Here is a 21,058-nt window from a genome sequence, read left to right as displayed (position 1 = left end):
GATCAGGGGGTGAGCACGCTGGGATCAGGGGGGAGACTGATGGCAGGTGGGGGCGGTGGGTTATGGGGTCCAGCGGCGGGAAGGTTCTGGAGTGGTTGCGGTGCGGATCAATTGGAGGCGTGGGGGTGGGCCGTCGGTGCGGCCGGTGGGGGGTTTGCGGTTGCCTGCTCGGTAGGGGGTGGGCCAGTCGATGGGGTGGTTCTGGTCGGCGGCGGCGTGGAGGGTCCAGTGGGGGTTCCAGAGGTGGGCTCTGCCGATGGCTACCAGGTCGGCGCGGCCGGACAGGAGGATGGAGTTGACGTCGTCGTAGGAGGAGATCGCGCCTACCGCTACCACGGCTATATTGCGGGGGGCTCCGATCTCCTGGCGGATTCGGTCGGCGAAGGGGGTTTGGTAGCTGCGGCCGAAGGCGGGGCGCTCGTCCTTGACGACCTGCCCGGAGGAGATGTGCAGGACGTCGACGCCGTGGTCGGCGAAGGCGCGGGCGATGGTCACGGCGTCGTCGACGGTATTGCCGCCCTCGGCCCAGTCGGTGGCCGAAATGCGCACGGACAGTGGGCGATCGGCGGGCCACACCTGGTTGATGGCGTCGAATACCCGCAGCGGGAAGCGGAGCCGGTTCGCCAGGGGGCCGCCGAATTCGTCGGTGCGCCGGTTCGACAGCGGGGACAGGAACGACGACAGCAGATAGCCGTGGGCGCAGTGCAATTCGAGCAGGTCGAATCCGGCGCGGGCCGCGGCTTCGGCGGCGCGCACGAATTGGGCGGTGATCTCGTCCATTTCGGGGCGGGTGATCTCGCGCGGGGTGCGGCTGCCGGGGCCGTACGGAATGGCCGAGGGGGCCACCGTTTCCCAGCCGCCGCTGTCCAGCGGATCGTCCATGCCCTCCCACATGACCTTGGTCGCGCCCTTGCGGCCGGAATGGCCGAGCTGTATGCCGATCTTGGCGCGAGACTGGGAATGGACGAAATCGACTATGCGGGACCAGGATTGCTCTTGTTCCGAGGTGTAGATCCCCGCGCAGCCGGGGGTGATCCGGCCCTCCGGCGAGACGCACACCATCTCCGTCATCACCAGGCCCGCGCCGCCCAGCGCCTTGCCGCCGAGGTGCACCAGGTGGAAGTCGGTGGGGACGCCGTCGACGGCGCAGTACATGTCCATCGGCGAGACCAGAATGCGGTTCGGGAGCTCGACGCCCTTGAGCCGCAAGGGATAGAACATCGGCGGGCGGGGGTCGCCGGTCTCGTGCTGGGCGGACAGGTACCAGCCGTCCATCGCCTCGACGAAGCCCTCGTCGCGCAGCCGCAGGTTGTCGTAGGTAATGCGACGGCTGCGGGTCAGCAGGTTGAAGGCGAACTGGTCCGGATGCTGGCCGGTGTAGTGGCGAATGTTCTCGAACCACTCCAGGCTGGCCTGCGCCGCGCGCTGCACCGACTCGACCACCGGCCGCCGCTCGGCCTCGTACGCGTCCAATCCCGCTGTCACGGAATCGTTCTCGTGCAGGCAGGCGGCGAGGGCGAGGGCGTCCTCCATGGCCAGTTTGGTGCCCGAGCCGATCGAGAAGTGCGCGGTGTGGGCGGCATCGCCGATCAGGACCGTATTCCCGTGCCGCCACCGCTCGTTGCGGACGGTGGTGAACTCGATCCAGCGGGAGTTGTTGCCCAGCAGGGCATGTCCGTCCAGTTCGGCGGCGAACAGCTCGCTCAGCAGGGCGATGGACTTGTCGTCGTTCTCGCCCGGCGCGAACTCGCGGTCGGCGAAGGCCGGGAAACCCGCTGCCCGCCAGACCGATTCGTGCATCTCGACAATGAAGGTGCTGGCCTCGGCGCTGTAGGGGTAGGCGTGCACCTGCATGACGCCGTGCGGGGTGTGCCGGACGAAGAATTCGAATGCCTCGAACACCCGATCGGTGCCCAGCCACATATACTTGTTGCGGCGGCGATCCAGGCTCGGGCGGAAGACGTCGGCGTGGCGAGCGCGCACGGCGGAGTTGAGCCCGTCGGCGGCGAGGACGAGATCGTGGGCGGCCGCAAGCTCGTCGACATCGGGTGCGGGCGTGCGGAAATGAATCGTCACGCCGAGGTCGAGGCAGCGCTGTTGCAGGATGTGCAGCAGTTCCTTCCGGCTCATGGCCGCGAACCCCTGCCCCCCGGAGGTGCGCACCTCGCCGCGATAGTGGATATCGATATCGCTCCAGCGCGCGAACCGATCCGACATGGCACGGTAGACGCCCTCGTCGGCATGCTCTATGCCACCGAGGGTTTCATCGGAGAACACGACCCCGAACCCGAACGTGTCATCCGGGGCATTCCGCTCCCAGATCGTAATCTCGTGCCCCGGATCGAGCTGTTTCATAAGGGCAGAGAAGTACAGCCCCGCCGGGCCTCCACCAATCACAGCAATACGCATAAACTCTCACACTTCTCGAACGTCAGCATTCCCTGGCCCCGGCACACCGCCTGCACCCACTGGCCCCGGCACGCTTTTGGCCGGGGCCTTCCACCGCTCCCGCAACCTGAACCTTTGCAACTTCCCCGTCGCATTACGCGGCAACTCATCCACAAACTCGACACTCCGCGGATACTTGTAAGGCGCGGCAAGCCTTTTCACGAAATCCTGCAACTCACCCACCTTGTCGCCGTCCCCGGTCACCCCCGCCCGCAGCACCACCGCGGCGTGCACGATCGTGCCGCGATCGGCATCCGGAACGCCGATCACCGCGCTCTCCACCACATCCGGGTGCAGGTCGAGCACGCCCTCGACCTCGGGAGCGGCGATGTTGTAGCCGGAGGAGACGATCATGTCGTCGCTGCGGGCGTGGTACCAGAAGTAGCCGTCGGGGTCGCGGGTGTAGGTGTCGCCGGTGAGGTTCCAGCCATTGCGGACGTAGTCGCGCTGGCGCGGGTCGGCCAGGTAGCGACATCCGGTGGGGCCCTTGACCGCCAGCAGCCCCGGGGTGCCGTCGGGCACGGGATGGCCGTCCTCGTCCTGGATTTCGGCGCGGAATCCGGGGGCGGCGCGGCCGGTCGAGCCGGGCCGGATATCGTCGTCGGCGGCGGAGATGAACACGTGCAGCATTTCGGTGCCGCCGATACCGTTGATGATCCGCACGCCGGTGCGCTCGTGGAAGGTCGAGTACACCGCCTGCGGCAGGTGCTCGCCCGCGGAGACGCAGCGCCGCAACGACTTCACGCGATGCAGGTCGTCGCGCTCCAGCAGCGCCTTGTAGGCGGTCGGCGCGGTGAACAGGACGGTGGCCGAGTATCGGTCGATGGCGTCGACCAAGGCGGCCGGGTCGGGGCGCTCCAGTAATACCGTCGACGCGCCGACGCGGATCGGGAAGATCAGCAGCCCGCCCAGGCCGAAGGTGAACGCCAAAGGCGGTGTGCCGGTGAAGATATCGTCCGGTCGCGGGGCCAGCACCCCTGCGGAGAAGGTGTCGGCGATGGCGAGCACATCGCGGTGGAAGTGCATGGTCGCCTTCGGCACGCCGGTGGTGCCCGAGGTCGGGGCCAGCATGACCACGTCGTCGGCCGCGGTCGGAACATCGTCGAAGACAACGGGTTTGGTCGCCGACAGCGCGGCGAGATCGGTGGCCGACGCGCCGCCCACGGGAACGATGCGGAGCTCGGGTGCGGCCGCGGACAGGTCGCCGAGCAGCCGGTGGTCGCACAGCGCCAGCGAAGGGCGGGTCAGCGCAACGAGTTTCGACAGTTCCATCGGGCGCAGCAGCGGCATGGTCGTCACCACCACGCCGCCCGCCTTCACCACGCCGAACCAGCACGCCGCCAGCCATGCGGTATTGGGGGCGCGCAGCAGGACACGATTGCCGGGGACCAGGCCGAAGTCGGCGGTCAGCACGTGCGCGATGCGGTTCGCGCGGTCGAGCAGATCGCCGTAGGTCCAGGTGTCCGCCTCGGAGTGCAGGCAGGGGCGGTCCCTGCCGTGCGTTGCGGCGGCCGCGTCGAGCAGGGCGGTCGCGCAGTTGAGGCGCTCGGGGTATCGGAGGGACGGCAGATCGAAGACAAATTCGGGCCAGTCGGCCTCGGGCGGGAGGTTGTCCCGGCAGAAGGTGTCCGTATGCGCGGAGGCGGTGAGCATGGGGTGCAGCTCTTTCGGCGGGCTGGGGAAGAGACGGCTCCCAGCGTTTATTGCTTATACGTGACGGCCGTCGTGTAGACGACATATCTATTTAACACCGGTGGCACCGGGCGCGCCAGGGAATCGGGAACTGGGACGCCAGCCGTACGCTGAGTCCATGACGGATCTCGGCGAGGTGCTGCCGGAGGGGCAGGAGGCGCAGCCGCGCGAGTTGATCGTGACGCTGTTCGGGCTCTACGCCCGCGCGGAGGGCAACTGGCTCGCGGTGTCGGCGCTGGTGCGGCTGATGGCCGAGATCGGGGTGGAGGGACCGGCGGTGCGATCGTCGGTGTCGCGGCTCAAGCGGCGCAATATTTTGACCAGCGTGCGCCGCAATGGCGTTGCGGGATACGAGCTTTCACCGGCGGCGATGCAGGTGCTGGCCGAGGGCGACACCCGCATCTTCCACCGGCGGCGGGCCGCGTCCGACGACGGCTGGCTGATGCTGGTGTTCTCGGTCCCCGAATCCGAGCGCGACAAGCGCCACGCCCTGCGCAGCTCGCTGACCCGGCTGGGATTCGGGACGGTGAGCCCCGGGGTGTGGATCGCGCCCGGGCACATGACCGACGAGGTGCGCGGGGTGCTGGAGCGGCGGGGGCTGGCCGAGTATGTGGAGTTGTTCGAAGGGGTGCACGTCGGCGTGCGGCCGACCCGGGAGGCCGTCGAAACCTGGTGGGACTTCGGGGAATTGACGCACCTGTACGCAGCATTCGTAGACAGGTACCGAGCCGCGCTCGACGCCGTCGACGCGCTGGCCGCCGACCGACAGAAGGCATTCGCGGCCTACGTGCCGATGCTGACCGAGTGGCGGCGACTGCCGTATCTGGACCCGGGGTTGCCGGTGGAGTTGCTGCCCGCGCAGTGGAACGGGCTGGCGGCGGAACGGCTGTTCACGAAGTTGAATCGGGCGTTGGCCCAGCCTGCGGGGCGGCATGCGCGTGGGGTTATTCGCGGGGAGGAGTAGGGGGCGCCGGGGACGGGGGTCCTGTCGTGCTCGCCTGGATTCCGGCCAAAAGCACGCCGGAATCCAGGCGAGCACGACAGGAAGACTGATGGGCCGGACGGGGCGGACGGGCAGGACGGGTGGCGAAAATGGCTGGGGTTGGCCGCTATTCGGCGTCCAGGGCGGCGACGGCCTGGATTTCGATCAGGGCCTCCGGTTGCCATAGGGCGGTGACGCCGACGCCGACCATGGCGGGGTAGTCCTTGCCGACCAGTTCGGACCAGATGGTGCGGATTTCTTTGCCGTGGGACTGGTAGTCGGGGATGTCGAGTAGGTAGATGGTGACGCTGAGGAGGTTTTCGGGGCGGCCGCCTGCGGCTTCCAGGGCGGTGAGGAGGTTGGAGAGGGCTTGGCGGAATTGGGGGACGATGCCGCCTTCGACAATGGCGCCCTCCTTGGTGAGGGCGGTTTGGCCCGCCAGGTGGATGGTGTCGCGGTGGCGGGTGGCGTGGGCGAAGCCGGAGGGCTTGGCGAGGGTGGGGGGATTGATGCGTTCGACGGCCATGGCGCCTCGTCTCGATGTCGGTTCCGGCGAAAGGGTGGTCCGGATCACCGTATGGTGTTAACGTAACTGTCGTCAACGGCACGAGATATTCGGCCGTGGTTCCTGTGCCGCGCCATCGAATCGTTCACTCCCCCGACGACTTTCGAGACGGAAAGGACAAGCCATGAGCAGTGAGACCAATACCCGCGTGGTGCCGGTGGTCACCCGGGCCGGGGAGGAATACGGGGATACGGCCCAATCCGGCGGTGCGGTACGGGTTTCCGGGGTGAGCCCGCAGCACACGCCCGCCACGCGGATCTGGTACGGGAAGGTGAGCAACGAGCCCGGCTATCGCTCGCTGCCGCATCACCACGGCGAGGCCGAGACCGGTGGGTATGTACTGAAGGGGATCGCGCGCATCTACTTCGGCGAGAACTACCGGGAGTATTTGGACATGGCCGAGGGCGATTTCGTGTTCGTGCCGCCGTACCTGCCGCACGTCGAGGTGAATATGAGCACCACCGAGGAGCTGGTGTGGCTGACCTGCCGCACGCCGGACAATATCGTCGTCAATCTGCCCGATGTAGATGATTCGGCCCTGGTGGGATACCGGCGCGCATGAGCACGGCGACCTCCCTGCTGGAGTGGCTACAGGTGCGTGCGACCCGGCCGGACTCCTTCGATGCCGCCCATCAGCCGATTCCGTCCGGGCGCGCGTACGGCGGCGAGACGCTGGCGCACGCGCTGGCCGCGGCGGTGGCGACCGTCGACGACGACCGGGTGCTGCACTCGTTCCACGGATTCTTCCTGCGCGCGGCCGATGTTCGCGAGCACAGCAGCTACGACGTGACGCGGGTGCGGGACGGGCGGAACTTCTCGGCCCGCTCGGTCGTCGGGCGGCAGGGCGAGCGAGTGACCTTCCAGGGCTTCGTCTCCTGCCATGTGCCCGCCGACACCCCGGCGCGGCACGCGATGGCGATGCCCGACCTGCCCGACCCGGAATCGCTGCCCACCTCCGCGGAGGCGGTGGCGGGCACCGCGGTGCGCGACACCGAATACTGGGCCCACGACCGGCATTTCGACCTGCGCCACGTAGACCCGCCGGTGTACACCGAACCCGCCGAACCGCGCCAGGCCCGGCAGGCGGTGTGGCTCAAGGCATTCCGGCCACTCCCCGACGACCCGGCCGTACACCGCCTGGCCCTCGCCTACGTCTGCGACTACACGCTGCTGGAACCCGCCCTGCGCCGCCACGGCGCGGCCTGGGCCCAGGACGGCGTGGTCACCGCCAGCCTGGACCACGCCATGTGGTGGCACGACCCGGGACGGGCGGACGAGTGGGTGGCGCTGGTACAGGACAGCCCGTATCTGGGTGGGGGACTTGCCACTACGCGGGCATCGCTGTTCTCGCGGGACGGGCGGCTGCTGGCGACCATTGCGCAGCACGGGTTGGTACATCTTCCGGAGTAGGTGCCGCTCAGGCCGAGGTGATCAGGTGCTGAAGTTGGGGATAGTTGTCCGTCACCCAGGTGTGGGCGGCGCGTATCCGGTCGGGTATGCCTGCGGCGCAGAGGTTTTGGAGGGCCGTATTGCCCGCTTCGGCGCCTGACTCGATGCCGCGGCGGCTGCGGTGCTGCCACCAGAGGATGGTGTCGAGGAGATCGGTGCGGGCCGCTGTCGGGAGGCCGTAGGCGTCGCAGATCAGGCGGATGCGGCGGGCGGTGCCGACAAGGTCGGTGTGGGTGGGGCCGAGATCGAGGTATTGCCAGCACAAGTGGGCGATGTCGTGGATTCGCGGGCCGGGGGCGGCCAGGTCCCAGTCGATGAAGGCGATGGGGGCGAGGCCGGATGCGCCGCGGGTGTAGATGGTGTTGGCCGGGGACAGGTCGTTGTGGCAGACGACCTCCTCGGACCCGGCGAGGGGGTGGCCCGCGGTGAGGTCGTGGAACTCTCGGGTGAGTTTCGCGACCGCGGCCAGGCTTTCGTCGGTTCGGATCTCGCGGTGGCGGTTCGGCTCCCAGGCGGCGTAACCCTCGATGTAGGTGAGGATTTCGTCGTTTCCGATCGTGCCCAGTAGGCGGGGGGCGCCGCGCCAGTCGGAGCGGCCGAAGTAGTGCAGCAGGGAGTGTACGAAATCCGCGTGTGGGCCCATCGGCCGTCGAACGCGATTGCCCTGTCGCACAACGGGGTTGATCGCGCCGCCCGGCAGCCGGTCGGCGGGCGGGCGTTGGGCATCGGCGTCGCGGCCGACGGACGAATCCATAGGGTGCCCCTGACCTTCACGGACCTAGTACTACTGAATGTAGTAGCAAGTGCCGGGAGGGGCAAGGGGGTACCCCGAACCGACCCGTGGGCCTGATTGGCTTTCGCCGAATCGGGTAGCCGACTAGGGAGGAAGGGAACGTGATCGCCCATGGCCAAGACGACGACCGCACAGCAAACGGAATCGTATGGGACGGTCGTGTGGTTCGACGCGGCCAAGGGGTTCGGCTTCATCGCGCCGGTCGATCGGAGATCGATTCCGGTCTTCGTGGAATTCAGCAATATCGAGCTGCCGGGCTACCGGACGCTCGTGGCGGGGCAGGCCGTCACGTTCGTGCGGTCGTTCGGGCGCAACGGCGTCGAAGCCACCCGGGTCCGGCCGATCACGCCGGGCTGACCCGCGCTAGGTCGGGTCGCCGGCGGATACCGCGGAGTCGTGCATCACCTGCTCCCACCATCCGGCCAGGGGGCTGGGTTCGGGCCAACTGACCACCGCCGACTCGTGCTGCTCGCGGATGATCGCTGCGATCTCCTGAACGTGCGCGGTGTCACGTTTGCCACTCACCGTACTCTCCTCCGGAAGTGCCGCGTCGACCCAGAGCCGACGCAGCGGCGGTACCCGTTTCCCACGGGATGAAACGTCAACTCTCGAGTACCTCCGAGTCTGCCTTGTTTGCCCGGTCGTGTCCGTATTTCCTTGGTAGCAAAGGCGTATCGAAATAGGGGTTGTTCGTTCCGCTTGTACGTGCCGCGCCCGTTACCACTACGGTGGGGCGAATGGTGTTGTCGTCGACGATCGCGGACCCGGCGGCCGCTCCCGCGGAGCGGATTTCGCCGCAGCGCCGCACGGTCGGTCCCGTCGCATTCTGGACGATTCTGGTGCTGGGCGCGGTCGCGGGCGGATACTACGTCCACCAGGTGCTCGATCAGCTGGAGGTGCTGCTGCACCTGAAGGATCTGAGCGTCTATCAGATCGCGGGAAACCGGGTGCTGGACGGGATTTCGGTATACGACACTCCGCTGCTGGGCAATACGCGCGGGGTGTGGGAGTTCGTCTATACGCCGTTCGCGGCGCTGCTGTTCGTGCCGCTGGCGGCGCTGCGCGGGGACGTGTTCACCGTCGTCGGGGCGGTGGGTAATGCCGCGATGCTGGCCGCGTCGGTATGGGCGGCGCTGTCACTGCTCGGATTCCGGCGGGATGTGCGGCTCGCGGTGCTCACCCTGCCGATATCCGGGCTGCTGATGTGGTGCGAGCCGATTCGGGAGACCATGGCGTTCGGACAGGTCAATATTCTGCTGCTGTTGCTGGTGCTGGCCGATATGGCGCTGCCCGACTCGTCACGCTGGAAAGGCGCGTTGACGGGCATCGCGGCCGGGATCAAGCTGACGCCCGCGCTGTTCATCGTGTACCTGCTGATCACGCGGCGATACCGGGCCATGTGGACGGCGATCGGCTCGCTCGCCGCGACGATGGTCCTCGGATTCGCTGTGCTGCCGAAGGATTCGGCGACCTTCTGGAGCGGCGCGTTCGCCGACCCTGCGCGCGTGGGGGTTCCGCAGAATCCGGGGAACGAATCGCTGCGGGGAATGGTGGCCCGCACCATCGGCGTCGGGGGCGCACACCAAGTGCTGTGGCTGGCAAGCGTTCTCGTCGTCGCGGCGGCCTGCCTGCTGGTAGCCCGGCAACTGTCGCTGACCGGCCGCGAGCTCCCCGCCGTGGTCCTGTGCGGCCTGGCCACCACGACGGTGTCACCATACAGCTGGGTCCACCACTGGGTCTGGCTCGCACCGCTGCTGATCTACCTGACCGACCTGACCTGTCGCCGCCGATCGGTCGGCACCGCCCTGGGCCTGGGCGTGGCCGCGATAGTCGCCTCGGGCGGCGTTCTGGCCCTGATCGACCCGCCGACCGCCAGCATCCTCGGCTATCCGTCATGGGGCGGAATGGGGGTGTTCTACCACAATGCTTACATCTGGCTGACCCTCGCGCTGGTTGCCGCCGGGGGCGTGGAATACGCGCGGCGACGGGTCCCGGCCAAAAGCATGCCGGGACCATGGGCAGGCGGATGACGGGGTGACAGGCGTTTAGGCCGTCGTTCCGCCGAAGGCGAGAGTGGCTGTGCGGCCGGTGATCTGGTTTTCGGTGATGTAGGGGCGCAGGGTGGATTCGTAGGTGGTGAATGCGGTGGTGTGGGTGGTGTTGGGGGTCAGGAGTTCTCGGGACAGGGTGCGGGCGCCGATGAGGGCCTGGGAGGTGCCAGCGCCGCTGGTGGGGGCGGCGCAGTAGGCGGCGTCGCCGAGGAGGGCGACGCGGCCGCGGGACCAGGTGGGGAGGTGGACCTGACAGGTGGAGGCGAAGTAGAAGTCGTCGGCGTCGGCCATCGCTCGCAGCAGGCGGGGGGCTTCCCAGCCGTGCTCGGCGAAGGCGGAGCGGAGGGCCTCCTCCTGGTCCGCGCGGTCGCGGCGGTCCAGGTCGGCGGACGGGGTGGCGAAGGTCAGGCTGACGGTGAGGCGGGCCGGGTCCGCGGCGCTGAACAGGTAGACGGCGGTACCGTTGGCGCGCTGCAGGATTCCGCGATGATCGAGGCCGAGGAAGTTGTCGGTGGTGAACCCGGCGCCGGACAGGCCGAGGTGGTGCACCGCGTCGGCATGCGGGCCGAAGGCCAGCCGCCGGATCCCCGAGTACAGGCCGTCCGCGCCGAACACCAGGTCGAAGCGATCGGATCGGCCGCTGTCGAATTCGACCGAGACACCCGAATCGTCTTGCGCCAGCACGGTCACCGCGTCGCCGAAGCGGTAGTCGATATCGTTCGCGGTGCGCGCGTGCAGGATTCGGGTCAGCTCCCGCTTCGGCACCTCGAGCTCACCGGCGAATGCGGTGGCGGGCAGGCGACCGACCTCGGCACCGGTCTCGTCCAGCAGGAGGGTGTCCCGCATGGCCGTCTCGTGCGCGCGGACCTCCTCGAGGATGCCCAGATCCGCCAGGACATCTAGAGCCTCACCGCGAAAATCGACGGCGTAACCGCTGTCGCGCGGCTCGGGAGCGCGCTCGACCACGGTGACCTCGCAGCCGCCGCGATGCAGGAAGTGAGCCAGGGCGGGCCCGGCGACGCTCGCACCGGAGATCAGGACCTTCGTCTTCGACATGGGGACGACCGTAGGCCGGTCTTGTCCATTTGGTCAAACCATTTGGTCAAATTCTCGGATATGCTGCTCGACGTGGGAAATCGCGAGGATCTACTGGCCGGGGCCAAGCAGTGCCTGATCGAGCGCGGCTGGGCCCGCACGACCGTGCGCGATATCGCGGCGGCGGCCGGGGTCAGCCACGCCGCGATCGGGTATCACTTCGGCTCGCGCGAGGCGCTGCTCACGCAGGCGCTGGTGGCGGCGGTCGACGAGCTCGGCGCGGAGCTGGCCGGGCGGGCCCCCGACCGGGATTCGGCGCAGGGCTGGCAGGCGCTGATCGACAGCTTCACCACGCATCGGGCGCTGTGGGTGGCGCAGTTGGAGGCGGTAGTGCAGGCCGAACGATCACCGGCGGTGCGGGAGCATCTGGCGGCGGGGCAGCGCGAGGCACGGGAGAGGATGGGGGGTTCGGTGCCGCTCGCGTTGCTGGGCGGGCTGATGATGCAGTGGCTGCTGGATCCGGAGCATGCGCCCAGCGGAGAGGATGTGGTGCGGGAGTTGCGGGGGTGATCCCGGCCAAAAGCACGCCGGGATGACGGAGAACGGCGGCCGAAATGACCGAGAACGGCGGGCGGGATCGTGGCCGGTGGGGTGGGCCTAAAGTTCGTCGGTCAGGTTGGTTACGGATTCGGCGCAGCCCCAGGAGAGGGTTACGCCTGCGCCGCCGTGGCCGTAGCAGGCTATCAGGGGGAGGGCGTGGCCGTTTACGGGTTCTAGGCGGAGGGTGTCGCGGGCGGGGCGGAGGCCGGTGGCTCGGGAGAGGATGGGCTGGTCGGCTAGTTGGGGGACCAGGGAGATGGCGCGGCGGAGAATGGATTTCTCGGTGTCGGGGTCGAGATCGGTGTTCCAGGAACCTGGTTGGGCGGTGCCGCCGCAGACCACGTCGTCGCGGCGGGGGACGACGTAGGTGAGGCCGCCGGGGTGGTCCTCGTCGGTGATCCATTCGGTGAGACCGGGATTGGCGAGGCGCACGACCTGGCCGCGGACCGGGTACATCGAATCGTCCTTCAGCAGTGGGCCCGAGCCCAATCCCGCTGCCACGACGCCGATCTCGCATTCACCGGCGAGCTCGTCGACCGAACCCACCGTGCATTCGACGAAGCGGACCCCGAGGGCGCGGCAGCGCTCCCGCAGCCACGGCAGGTACTGCCCCATCGACACCACCGGGACCAGCGCCCGCACCCCGGCCACCGCGCCGGGCGGCAGCTCGTCCGGTGTCAGCTCGCGATGGTCGGGGACCGCCCGTGTCCACGACCGGTCCACTCCCCCGGCGCGCTCCACCACCGTGCCCGCGCGCAGGTCGACCCCGGCCTCCGGGTCGGAGGCGATCTCCTCGAACCGCTCCCGGGACCGCACCAGCCACCGCATGAGCGACGGCGACTCGCCGCTGCGATACGGGAACCACACCGCCGCGGCGACCCCGGACACGCTGTCCAGCGCGCTCCGGTCGGCCACCACGGTGACCGTGTGTCCGCGCAGCGCCAGATCGTGCGCCACGCTCAGCCCGACGACTCCCGCCCCCACCACACCGATGTGCCTGGACCCCATGGCCGTTACCAGTTCCTTCCGATCTCGTCCCGCCCGCGGCCTAGTTCGGCGGGAACCGGCCGTCGGGCCGCACCGTGTTCCCGGACAGGGTGAAGGTCACCGTGCTCGGACCGCCCTTCGGGCAGCACAGCGGGTCGTCGGCCTCGGCCCAGCGGTACCGCACCGACACCGTATCGCGGGTCTTGCCAAGGACTTCCGTGTACGGGAAGGGTTTGGCGGTCGCGGTGCCGAGGTAGGCGCCGTCGGCGAAGAACAGCACGTGGGTGCCCGGGTGGATGCCGTTCCAGTCCACGACCAGATAGGACAGCACGCCCTCGCAGCCCGCCGAGGCCGGATCGGTGCTGCCGCCCGCCACCTTCCACGCGCCGCCGACCGGCGGCGGGCCCAGGCTCCGCACGGCGGTGTTCGCGAGGGCGGAGGTGGTGTCGAAGCACAGATCGTGGTTGCCCACCGGCGCGCTCGTCGCCGAATCGCCTTGCCGGACAGGGGTAGTCGACGGGGCGACGGCGACCGGCGTGGCGGTCGCGGCGGCGGTGACACCCGACCCGGATCGCGACGACCCGCAGCCCGCGACCGCGAGCGCCACACTGGCCACGAGCGCGACGACAACCATCGATTTCGCGTACATGGAACTCCCTGGAGGACGCACCCGTTCGATATTTCCGATCACAAACTAACATCGAGCAACCGTGAGCAGCGTTCCCTTCCGGATGATCCGGCCGCAGCGGATCGACACGATGATGCCCGCGTGGGCCGAGCGGCTGGCGCGGTTCGACACCGTCGTCGGCTACTCGGATCTGGGGCACGCGTTCCTGATGAGCGGCCGGACCGGGGAGTACGGGGTGTTCGATCCCTACAGCCCGGGGGTGAAGGCGTACGGGCCGTTCGCCGAGATCACCGACTTCGTGTCCGAGGTGCTGTTCGATCCGCATGTGGTGACCTACGTGCTGCAACCGCCGCACGTGGCCGAGATCCGGCGGCGACTGGGACCACTCGGCGAGGACGAGGTCTACATCGCGACGCCGTACCCGTTCCTCGGCGGCTCCGAGGCGCCGGACTCCTACCAGAAGGGCGGGATCTGGGTGTTCTACGACCTCGTGGCCCAGGCCCACGAGCTGCCGGAGTAATCGGCCCGGTCAGCGCCAGGTCTGTGCGGTGGCGGGTGAGTCGACCAGGACGGCGTCGATGCCGAGTTGGCGGGCGGTGTCGTAGTCGGCCTTTGTCGCGACGCCGATGGCCATGAGTTTGGCGTTGCCGTCCGAGCGCAGGCATCGCACCGATTCGGGGTCCCACAGTTGGGCCTCGGTGTCGGTGGTGGCGCTGCCGAGCGTAACCTTTTCCGTCACAGCGACTTTCAGGTGCAGCTCGAGGGCGATCCAGGTCTGTGGCCGGGCGGCGGCGCGGTCGCAGGCGTGCCGCAGCGCGACGTCGAGCAGCCGCTGCCGGGTCTTGTCGCGGCTCTCGGCGACGTGCAGGCCCTGGGCGGCCGCGGCGGCGATGACGTCGCCGGAGGTGGAATAGATGGTGGCGCGGTCGAGATTCCCGGTCTCGCGCAGCGTCCGGGCGGTGGCGGAGACCACGGGATCGGGCGGTAATTGCTTGAGGTCCAAGAAGATCGGCACGGGGGCCGGGATCGCGGCGAGCGCCTCGCGCAGGGTCGGGATCGGTGTCGGGCGGTCGCGGTAGGGATGATTGCCGTTGCCGTCGACGAAGGCGTATCCGGCATTGAGCCGGGCGAGTTCGGCCGCCGGTTTCGCCGCGACCGGGCCGTTGCCGTCGGTTTGCGCGCTCAGGTCCTGTGGGCGGTAGAGCACCGCCTCGCCGTCGGCGCTGGCCTGCACGGACAGCCAGATCGCGTCGGCGTGATTCCGCAGCGCGGAGTCGATCGCGGCGAGGGTGTTCTCGGGCATGTCGCCCGTGCCGCCCCGATGCGCGACGATCATGGGGGCCTTGTCCGGCGCCGACGACTCGCCGCCGCAGCCGCCCACGCCGACCGTGGACACGATCGATAATCCGGCCACCACGATCGACCACACCCTGCGTCTCATGCGCGCTCCATCCATGACGGCAGATACCACTCGGCATTTACTATTAACGGACGTAGATAGTAGATCGGCTCGGATCGGGCGACAAGACGCACGATACCCACGGGTCCTGCATCGGCGTAGCAAATCGATTACCGGCCCCGGATCCGTTCTGAAGCATTACCGTTGCCGGTATGCAGGAGCCGCTGGACGCGACGCGCAAGGCGATCGAAGCTATGACGGCATGGACGATCGGTGACGACGAGCCCGGGGACCATGCCGACTTCCACCGCGAACGACTCGCGACCCTATTGAGCGAACACCGCAATGCCCCGGTCTATCTGGCGATCGGCCTACAGAATCTGGCGGGTCTACTGCTCCTGCACATCGAGGAGCTGAACGGGCAGAGCCCGCGAGAGACGTTGCAGCACATCGCGTCCCAGTTGGAGCGGTTGCGCTGACGGGGTCGACCGGTCGCGAAGATCATCGGGGCGAGTAGCTGAGGACGCGCTGAGGCGCGGTCAGCGACAACAACTTTCGGTTGTGCGGGCACGCGTGTCGATTGTTTGATCCGACCCGCGCGCTCGGCTCGAATGAGGCGGTCCGAGCCCGAATACGTCTCGCTGGAGGCCCCGATGTCGTCGTTCGTCCACCTGCATGTGCACACCGAGTATTCGATGCTGGACGGTGCGGCGAAGATCGGGCCGCTGTTCGACGAGGCGGCCCGGCTCGGGATGAGCGCGGTCGCGATGACCGACCACGGGAACATGTTCGGGGCCGACGAGTTCTACCAGGTCGCCAGGAAAACCGGGATCACGCCGATCATCGGCATCGAGGCGTATCTCGCGCCCGGCAGCCGCCTGCACAAGAAACCCGTGTTCTGGGGTCGCGGCGGTCAGCGCGGCTCCGAAGGGGAGAGCGTGGGCGGCGATGTGTCCGGTGGCGGCGCGTACACGCACATGACGATGCTCGCGCGCGATGCCCGGGGGCTGCGCAATCTGTTCACGCTGTCGTCGCTGGCCAGCATGGAGGGGTATTACCGCAAGCCCCGGATGGATCGGGAGCTGATCGCCGAGCACGCCGAGGGAATCATCGCCACCACCGGATGTCCGTCCGGTGAGGTACAGACCCGGCTGCGGCTGGGGCAGCGCGCCGAGGCCCTTCAGGCGGCCGCGGACTATCGCGACATCTTCGGAGCGGACAACTTCTTCGTGGAGCTGATGGATCACGGTCTGCCCATCGAGCGGTCGGTCCGGGAGGGGCTGCTCGAGATCGGCGCCAAGCTGCGGCTGCCGCCGGTGGCGACGAACGACTCGCATTACGTCGGCAAGGATCAGGCCGAGGCCCATGCCGCCCTGCTGTGTGTGCAGGCGGGGAAAACCCTCAGCGACCCAACGCGTTTCAAATTCGACGGCGACGGCTACCACCTGCGGTCGGCCGCGGAGATGCGCGACTACTGGGACCGGGAGGTGCCCGGGGCGGCGGATACGACACTGCTGATCGCGGAGCGGATCGAGCCCTACGACGAGGTGTGGCGGCATCGCGACCGGATGCCGGTCTACCAGGCGCCGGAGGGCCACGACGTGAATTCGTGGTTCCGGGAGCAGGTCGTGCGCGGCCTGGAATGGCGGCTGCCGGACGGGGTGTCGGAGGAGTATCGGCGTCGGGCCGAATTCGAGATCGGGATCATCGTGCAGATGGGATTTCCCGCGTACTTCCTCATTACCGCGGATCTGATGAATCATGCCCGCGCGGAAGGCATTCGGGTCGGCCCCGGCCGCGGATCGGCGGCCGGGTCGCTGGTGGCGTACGCGCTGGGGATCACGAACCTGGATCCCCTCGAGCACGGGTTGCTGTTCGAGCGATTCCTGAATCCCGAGCGGGTGTCCATGCCCGATATCGATATGGACTTCGACGATCGGCGGCGCGGCGAGATGGTGCGCTACGCGACCGAGAAGTACGGCGCGGATCGGGTCGCGCAGGTGATCACCTTCGGCAGGATCAAGACCAAGGCGGCGATCAAGGATGCCGCGCGGGTGCATTTCGGGCAGCCGGGTTTCGCCCTCGCCGACCGGATTTCCAAGGCGCTGCCGCCGCCGGTGGCCGCCAAGGACATTCCGCTGTCCGGCATTGTCGATCCGGCCCACGAGCGATATCCGGAGGCGGCGGAGGTGCGGTCGCTGCTCGAGTCCGACCGGGATGTGTCCACCATTTTCGAGACCGCCCGCGGGCTGGAGGGACTGATCCGCAATGCGGGCGTGCATGCCTGCGCGGTGATCATGTCGTCGGAGCCGCTGCGCGAGGTGATTCCGCTGTGGCGGCGCGAGGACGGGGCGATGATCACCGGCTGGGATTATCCGTCGTGCGAGGCCATCGGCCTGTTGAAGATGGATTTCCTGGGCCTGCGCAACCTCACCGTGATCGGCGACGCCATCGACAATATCGCGGCCAATCGCGGCGAGCGGATCGATCTCGATTCGCTGGGGACCGCCGACCCGAAGACCTACGAATTGCTCGGGCGCGGTGAGAGTCTCGGCGTGTTCCAGCTCGACGGCGGCGCCATGCGCGATCTGCTGCGGCGGCTGGTGCCGACCGGATTCGAGGACATCGTCGCCGTCAATGCCCTGTACCGGCCGGGGCCGATGGCGATGAATACGCACAACAACTACGCCGATCGCAAGAACGGGCGGCAGCCGATCGAACCCATTCACCCCGAGCTGGCGCAGCCGCTGCACGACATTCTCGCCGAGACCTACGGCCTGGTCGTGTACCAGGAGCAGATCATGCAGATCGCGCAGCGGGTCGCGGGATTTTCCATGGGCCGCGCCGATGTGCTGCGCCGGGCCATGGGGAAGAAGAAGCCGGAGGTGCTGGCGAAGGAGTTCGAGAGTTTCCGCGCGGGCATGCGGGACAACGGCTTCTCCGACGAATCCATTCGGGCGCTGTGGGATACGGTGCTGCCGTTCGCGGGGTACGCGTTCAACAAGTCGCATGCCGCTGGCTACGCGCTGGTCGGGTACTGGACCGCGTATCTGAAGGCGAACTACCAGGCCGAGTACATGGCGGCGCTGCTCACCTCCGTTGCCGACAACAAGGACAAATCGGCGGTGTATCTGGCCGAGTGCCGACAGCTCGGGATCAGGGTGCTGCCGCCCGATGTGAACGAATCCGCGCTGCGGTTCTCCGCCGTCGGCAACGATATTCGGTTCGGGCTCGGCGGAATTCGCAATGTGGGGGCCAATGTGGTCGAGTCGATCATCGAAACCCGCGACCGCAAGGGGAAATACGCCTCGTTCGCCGACTTCGTCGAGAAATCCGAGCTGGTCTGCTGTAACAAGCGGGTGCTGGAATCGCTGATCAAGGCGGGCGCGTTCGATTCGTTCGGGCATTCCCGCAGGGCGCTGATCGGCGTGCACGAGGAGGCCGTGGACGCGGTCACGGGGCTCAAACGCCAGCAGGCGATGGGGCAGTTCGATCTGTTCGGCGGTGACGGCACCGAGGAGACCACCGGCGACGCCTCGCCGCTGAGCCACCTGCGCTTCGACGGCGAGGAATGGCCGCGGCGGCAACTGCTCGGGCTGGAGCGAGAAATGCTGGGGCTCTACGTGTCCGGTCATCCGCTCGACGGAGCGAATCACCTGCTGCGCGCGAAGGCGCCGAAACCGATCGCGGCCATCCTGGCCGATCCGCCGCGCGAGGGCACGATCACCCTCGCGGGCATCGTCTCCGCGCTCGAGCGCCGGGTGAACAAGAAGGGCGAGAGCTGGGCCATCGCCGTCCTCGAGGACCTGGACGCCTCGATCGAGGTGCTGTTCTTCCCGAAGAGCTACGCCGTCTTCGCGGCGGAACTGGCGGTCGACGCGGTGATCGTGGTCGAGGGACGAGTCAACTGGCGAGAGGACAGAATGGCGGTATTCGGCACGCACCTCGCACCGGTGGACATCGGCCCGGTCGAACGAGGCGAACAGCAGCCGCCACTGATGCTGGAGATCAATGCCGTGCACACCGACCGGGACAGCGTGCTGGAACTGAAGTCGGCATTGCGGTCTCACCGCGGCACGACACCGGTGCGGCTGATTCTGTGTTATCAGCAGCGGCGCACCACACTCGCGGTCGACGAGTACCCGGTGACGGTGAGTTCGGCACTGCTGGGCGAGTTACGCGCCGTGCGCGGGGTCAAGGTCTTGCCGTGACTCCGCGAGGGTGTCCTCGCGCATGGCGGGGGCGACAACGGCGATCAGCGCGAGCACACCCATCGCCGCGGCGATGGACACGGCCGTGGCCCGGGTGCCGATCGCGCTCAGCAGCACACCGCCGACGAACGCGCCCGCCGACGACATACCGAAGGACAACAAGGAGAACACGCTGTTCACGCGTCCCTGGAGGGCATCGGGCGTGATCCGCAACTGGCGCACCCCGACCACCACATTCATCAGCGCCCCGGCGAAACCCGTTCCCGCCATGAGCAATCCGAGCACCAGCGGCGCGCTCACGAGCGCGACCGGCGTCATCAGCACCGTCCACACCACCAGCGCCCCGGCGATCACGGTGAACAACCGCACCCGCTCGACCACCCGCGCCCCGGCCAGCGCCCCCGCCATGCCGCCCAGCCCACCCACCAGACCGATGAGACCGACCGACAACGGCGAACCGCCGTGCTCCTTGACGGTGAGCGACATGGTCAGGACGAGAATCTGGAACAGCAGATTGCTCCCGGCGATCAGCCCGACCGCGGTCCGCAGGAACCGCTGCCGCCACACCCACCGCATCCCCTCGATCACCTCGGCCCGGATATTCCGCGTCGCCGCGCCGCGCCGGCCCTGCAGGTTCTTGCGAATGAACAGCAGGGTCACCAGGGCGAGGAGATGAGATCCGGCGGTGAAGCCGAACGGCACCCAGGAGCCCAGCGTGAACAGTCCGCTGCCCGTCGGCTGGCCCAGCAGACCCGCCGCCTGGCTGCGAGCCTCGTTCTGCCCCAACGCCTGCGGCAGCTGCGGCGGCGGCACGATATGGCCGATGGCCGCCCGCTCGCCCAGCCGGTAGCACACCCCCGCCGAACCATCGATGAACGCCGCCACCATCAGCGCGGGCAACCACAACCGGCCCGCGGCCAGCATGACCACCACCGCGCCCATGGCCAGCAGCCCGGCGATATCGCAGCCGATCAGCAGCCGCCGCCGGTCCCAGCGATCGACCAGCGCGCCCGCGGGCAGCTGCACCACCAATTGCGGGAGCAGGACGGCGAATCCGACCAGTCCCGCGCCGATGGGACTGTTGCCGTACCACAGCATGAGCAGCGGGTAGGCGACCACGCTCGCGCGCAGGCCGAGCATCGAGACGCCCGCGCCGATCCACAGCAGCAGGAAATCGCGGTTGCGGCGCAGCGGAATCTCGGTGGCGCGCACCGCATCCGGCGCGGACTCGTCCAGCAGACTCATCGGGGGCCGTCGGCCTCGTCCGCGACGACGCCGACCCGGCACCACTCCAGCACCGCCATCGCGCTGTGCATCTTGTTCTCGGCCTGATCGAAGGCGATGCTGTGCGGGCCGTCGAGCACCCCGGCGGTCACCTCCTCGCCGCGGTGCGCGGGCAGGTCGTGCAGGAACACCGCCTTGGGGCTGCCCTCCCACAGGGCGTCGGTGACCTGGAACGGCGCGAACACCCGCCGCCAGTCGGGATCGGGTTTGCTGGTGCCGGTGGTCTGCCAGCGCGTGGTGTAGACGACGTCGACATCGGCGGGGAGGTCGGCCATGTCGTGCCGCTCGTGCAGCACCGATCCGTGCGCGGCGGCGTGGGCCGCGGCCCGCCAGCGAATGTCGTCGGTGAGCCCGTAACCCTTCGGCGTGCGCAGTTCCAGTTCGGTGCCCGGGAAGCGGGTCAGGCCCAGGGCGAGCGCGGCGGCGGTGTTGTTGCCCTCGCCGAGGTAGAGCACCCGCAGCCCCTCGATCCGGCCGAAATGCCGCAGCAGCGTGGTGAGATCGGTCAGGCCCTGGGTGGGGTGCTCGTCCGCGCTCATCGCGTTCACCACCGACATGCGGTCCTGGGCCGCCCAGGCCCGCAGTTCGGCCGGGTCCGCGGCGGTCCGGGCCACCAGCGCGTCGAGCATCCGGGAGAAGACGCGGCCGGTGTCCTCGCTGGTCTCCCCCGTGTTGATCTGTAGATCCGCGCCGCCGTAGGCGATGATCTGCGCGCCGAGCCGCAGCGCACCGGCGGAGAAGGCGGTCCGGGTGCGGGTGGAGGTCTTGCGGAAGTAGACGCCCGCCACGGTTCCCGCCAGCGGACGGCCGGGAATCGCTGTGCCCGAGGAGAATCCGGCGCCGCGGGACACGATGGCACGCAGGTCGGCATCGGTGAGGTCGTCGAGGGAGATGAGATGGCGGATGGCCACGGTGTGCTCCTTGTCTGCGGCAT

20 protein-coding genes are annotated in these 21,058 nt (G+C 68.4%); 9 read left to right on the top strand and 11 right to left on the bottom strand.

All coding sequences use genetic code 11. From position 1 onward, the window contains the following. Window positions 1–60: 60 nt before the first annotated feature. Together HPY32_RS30760 and HPY32_RS30755 are read right to left on the bottom strand one after the other, a co-directional pair. The gene (locus HPY32_RS30760; protein ID WP_171983124.1) at window positions 61–2,409 is read right to left on the bottom strand and encodes a bifunctional salicylyl-CoA 5-hydroxylase/oxidoreductase; all 2,349 of its coding nucleotides are present in this window, start codon (window positions 2,407–2,409) and stop codon (window positions 61–63) included. A gap of 6 nt (window positions 2,410–2,415) precedes the next feature. Next, window positions 2,416–4,101 (bottom strand): AMP-binding protein, encoded by a 1,686-nt coding sequence (locus HPY32_RS30755; RefSeq protein WP_067578086.1) that lies wholly within the window; start codon window positions 4,099–4,101, stop codon window positions 2,416–2,418. Window positions 4,102–4,258: 157 nt separating this feature from the next. Here HPY32_RS30755 and HPY32_RS30750 point away from each other — a divergent pair, with 157 nt between their 5' ends. Further along, the gene (locus HPY32_RS30750; RefSeq protein WP_067578084.1) at window positions 4,259–5,104 is read left to right on the top strand and encodes a PaaX family transcriptional regulator; all 846 of its coding nucleotides are present in this window, start codon (window positions 4,259–4,261) and stop codon (window positions 5,102–5,104) included. 145 nt (window positions 5,105–5,249) lie between these two features. Here the strand turns inward: HPY32_RS30750 and HPY32_RS30745 are convergent, their stop codons facing one another. Further along, on the bottom strand, window positions 5,250–5,648 hold the full coding sequence (locus HPY32_RS30745; RefSeq protein WP_067578082.1) for a RidA family protein: 399 nt from the start codon (window positions 5,646–5,648) through the stop codon (window positions 5,250–5,252). A 163-nt stretch (window positions 5,649–5,811) separates the two neighbouring features. On the opposite strand from HPY32_RS30745, the gene HPY32_RS30740 reads away from it, so the two are divergent. Together HPY32_RS30740 and HPY32_RS30735 are read left to right on the top strand one after the other, a co-directional pair. After that, on the top strand, window positions 5,812–6,249 hold the full coding sequence (locus HPY32_RS30740) for a cupin domain-containing protein (RefSeq protein ID WP_067578080.1): 438 nt from the start codon (window positions 5,812–5,814) through the stop codon (window positions 6,247–6,249). Beyond that, window positions 6,246–7,097 carry an acyl-CoA thioesterase gene (locus HPY32_RS30735; protein WP_067578078.1) on the top strand — a complete coding sequence of 284 codons (852 nt, stop codon included), beginning with the start codon at window positions 6,246–6,248 and terminating at the stop codon, window positions 7,095–7,097. Before HPY32_RS30740 ends, HPY32_RS30735 begins: the two co-directional genes overlap by 4 nt. Before the next feature lie 7 nt (window positions 7,098–7,104). On the opposite strand, the gene HPY32_RS30730 is transcribed toward HPY32_RS30735, so the two are convergent. Next, on the bottom strand, window positions 7,105–7,890 hold the full coding sequence (locus tag HPY32_RS30730) for a phosphotransferase (RefSeq protein ID WP_067578076.1): 786 nt from the start codon (window positions 7,888–7,890) through the stop codon (window positions 7,105–7,107). 150 nt (window positions 7,891–8,040) lie between these two features. Between HPY32_RS30730 and HPY32_RS30725 the strand changes: the two genes are divergently transcribed. Further along, complete coding sequence (locus HPY32_RS30725) at window positions 8,041–8,286, top strand: cold shock domain-containing protein (RefSeq protein ID WP_067578074.1); 246 nt, start codon at window positions 8,041–8,043, stop codon at window positions 8,284–8,286. Window positions 8,287–8,292: 6 nt separating this feature from the next. Here HPY32_RS30725 and HPY32_RS30720 read toward each other — a convergent pair whose 3' ends face one another. Continuing rightward, window positions 8,293–8,454 carry a hypothetical protein gene (locus tag HPY32_RS30720; RefSeq protein WP_156673862.1) on the bottom strand — a complete coding sequence of 54 codons (162 nt, stop codon included), beginning with the start codon at window positions 8,452–8,454 and terminating at the stop codon, window positions 8,293–8,295. Window positions 8,455–8,666: 212 nt separating this feature from the next. On the opposite strand from HPY32_RS30720, the gene HPY32_RS30715 reads away from it, so the two are divergent. Then, window positions 8,667–9,959: a glycosyltransferase 87 family protein gene (locus HPY32_RS30715; protein WP_082871041.1), complete on the top strand. Its 1,293-nt coding sequence runs from the start codon at window positions 8,667–8,669 to the stop codon at window positions 9,957–9,959. 15 nt (window positions 9,960–9,974) lie between these two features. Here the strand turns inward: HPY32_RS30715 and HPY32_RS30710 are convergent, their stop codons facing one another. Next, window positions 9,975–11,036: an FAD-dependent monooxygenase gene (locus HPY32_RS30710; protein WP_067578072.1), complete on the bottom strand. Its 1,062-nt coding sequence runs from the start codon at window positions 11,034–11,036 to the stop codon at window positions 9,975–9,977. A gap of 72 nt (window positions 11,037–11,108) precedes the next feature. Here HPY32_RS30710 and HPY32_RS45830 point away from each other — a divergent pair, with 72 nt between their 5' ends. Further along, window positions 11,109–11,585, top strand: a complete 477-nt coding sequence (locus HPY32_RS45830; RefSeq protein WP_067584383.1) for a TetR family transcriptional regulator — start codon at window positions 11,109–11,111, stop codon at window positions 11,583–11,585. Between the two features lie 87 nt (window positions 11,586–11,672). On the opposite strand, the gene HPY32_RS30700 is transcribed toward HPY32_RS45830, so the two are convergent. Both HPY32_RS30700 and HPY32_RS30695 read right to left on the bottom strand, forming a co-directional pair. Next, complete coding sequence (locus HPY32_RS30700) at window positions 11,673–12,623, bottom strand: FAD-dependent oxidoreductase (RefSeq protein WP_067578070.1); 951 nt, start codon at window positions 12,621–12,623, stop codon at window positions 11,673–11,675. Window positions 12,624–12,663: 40 nt separating this feature from the next. Next, window positions 12,664–13,251, bottom strand: coding sequence for an LppP/LprE family lipoprotein (locus HPY32_RS30695; protein WP_082870564.1), 588 nt, complete (start codon window positions 13,249–13,251; stop codon window positions 12,664–12,666). A gap of 61 nt (window positions 13,252–13,312) precedes the next feature. Here HPY32_RS30695 and HPY32_RS30690 point away from each other — a divergent pair, with 61 nt between their 5' ends. Beyond that, a complete protein-coding gene (locus HPY32_RS30690) occupies window positions 13,313–13,750 on the top strand; it encodes a T6SS immunity protein Tdi1 domain-containing protein (protein ID WP_156673861.1) in 438 nt (145 codons plus the stop codon). A 9-nt stretch (window positions 13,751–13,759) separates the two neighbouring features. Here the strand turns inward: HPY32_RS30690 and HPY32_RS30685 are convergent, their stop codons facing one another. Then, window positions 13,760–14,671 carry a glycerophosphodiester phosphodiesterase family protein gene (locus HPY32_RS30685; RefSeq protein ID WP_156673860.1) on the bottom strand — a complete coding sequence of 304 codons (912 nt, stop codon included), beginning with the start codon at window positions 14,669–14,671 and terminating at the stop codon, window positions 13,760–13,762. Window positions 14,672–14,841: 170 nt separating this feature from the next. On the opposite strand from HPY32_RS30685, the gene HPY32_RS30680 reads away from it, so the two are divergent. Both HPY32_RS30680 and dnaE read left to right on the top strand, forming a co-directional pair. Next, complete coding sequence (locus HPY32_RS30680; protein WP_067578066.1) at window positions 14,842–15,108, top strand: hypothetical protein; 267 nt, start codon at window positions 14,842–14,844, stop codon at window positions 15,106–15,108. A 174-nt stretch (window positions 15,109–15,282) separates the two neighbouring features. Next, entirely contained in the window at window positions 15,283–18,840 is a 3,558-nt protein-coding gene (gene dnaE, locus HPY32_RS30675) for a DNA polymerase III subunit alpha (protein WP_067584375.1), read from the top strand. On the opposite strand, the gene HPY32_RS30670 is transcribed toward dnaE, so the two are convergent. Together HPY32_RS30670 and HPY32_RS46300 are read right to left on the bottom strand one after the other, a co-directional pair. Continuing rightward, window positions 18,805–20,085, bottom strand: coding sequence for an MFS transporter (locus tag HPY32_RS30670; protein WP_067578064.1), 1,281 nt, complete (start codon window positions 20,083–20,085; stop codon window positions 18,805–18,807). The genes dnaE and HPY32_RS30670 overlap by 36 nt on opposite strands. Beyond that, window positions 20,082–21,035: an ornithine carbamoyltransferase gene (locus HPY32_RS46300; protein WP_197696333.1), complete on the bottom strand. Its 954-nt coding sequence runs from the start codon at window positions 21,033–21,035 to the stop codon at window positions 20,082–20,084. Before HPY32_RS46300 ends, HPY32_RS30670 begins: the two co-directional genes overlap by 4 nt. Window positions 21,036–21,058 lie beyond the last annotated feature (23 nt).

The organism is Nocardia terpenica, from assembly GCF_013186535.1.
Lineage (GTDB): Bacteria > Actinomycetota > Actinomycetes > Mycobacteriales > Mycobacteriaceae > Nocardia > Nocardia terpenica.
This window is presented reverse-complemented; position numbering and strand designations above follow the sequence as displayed.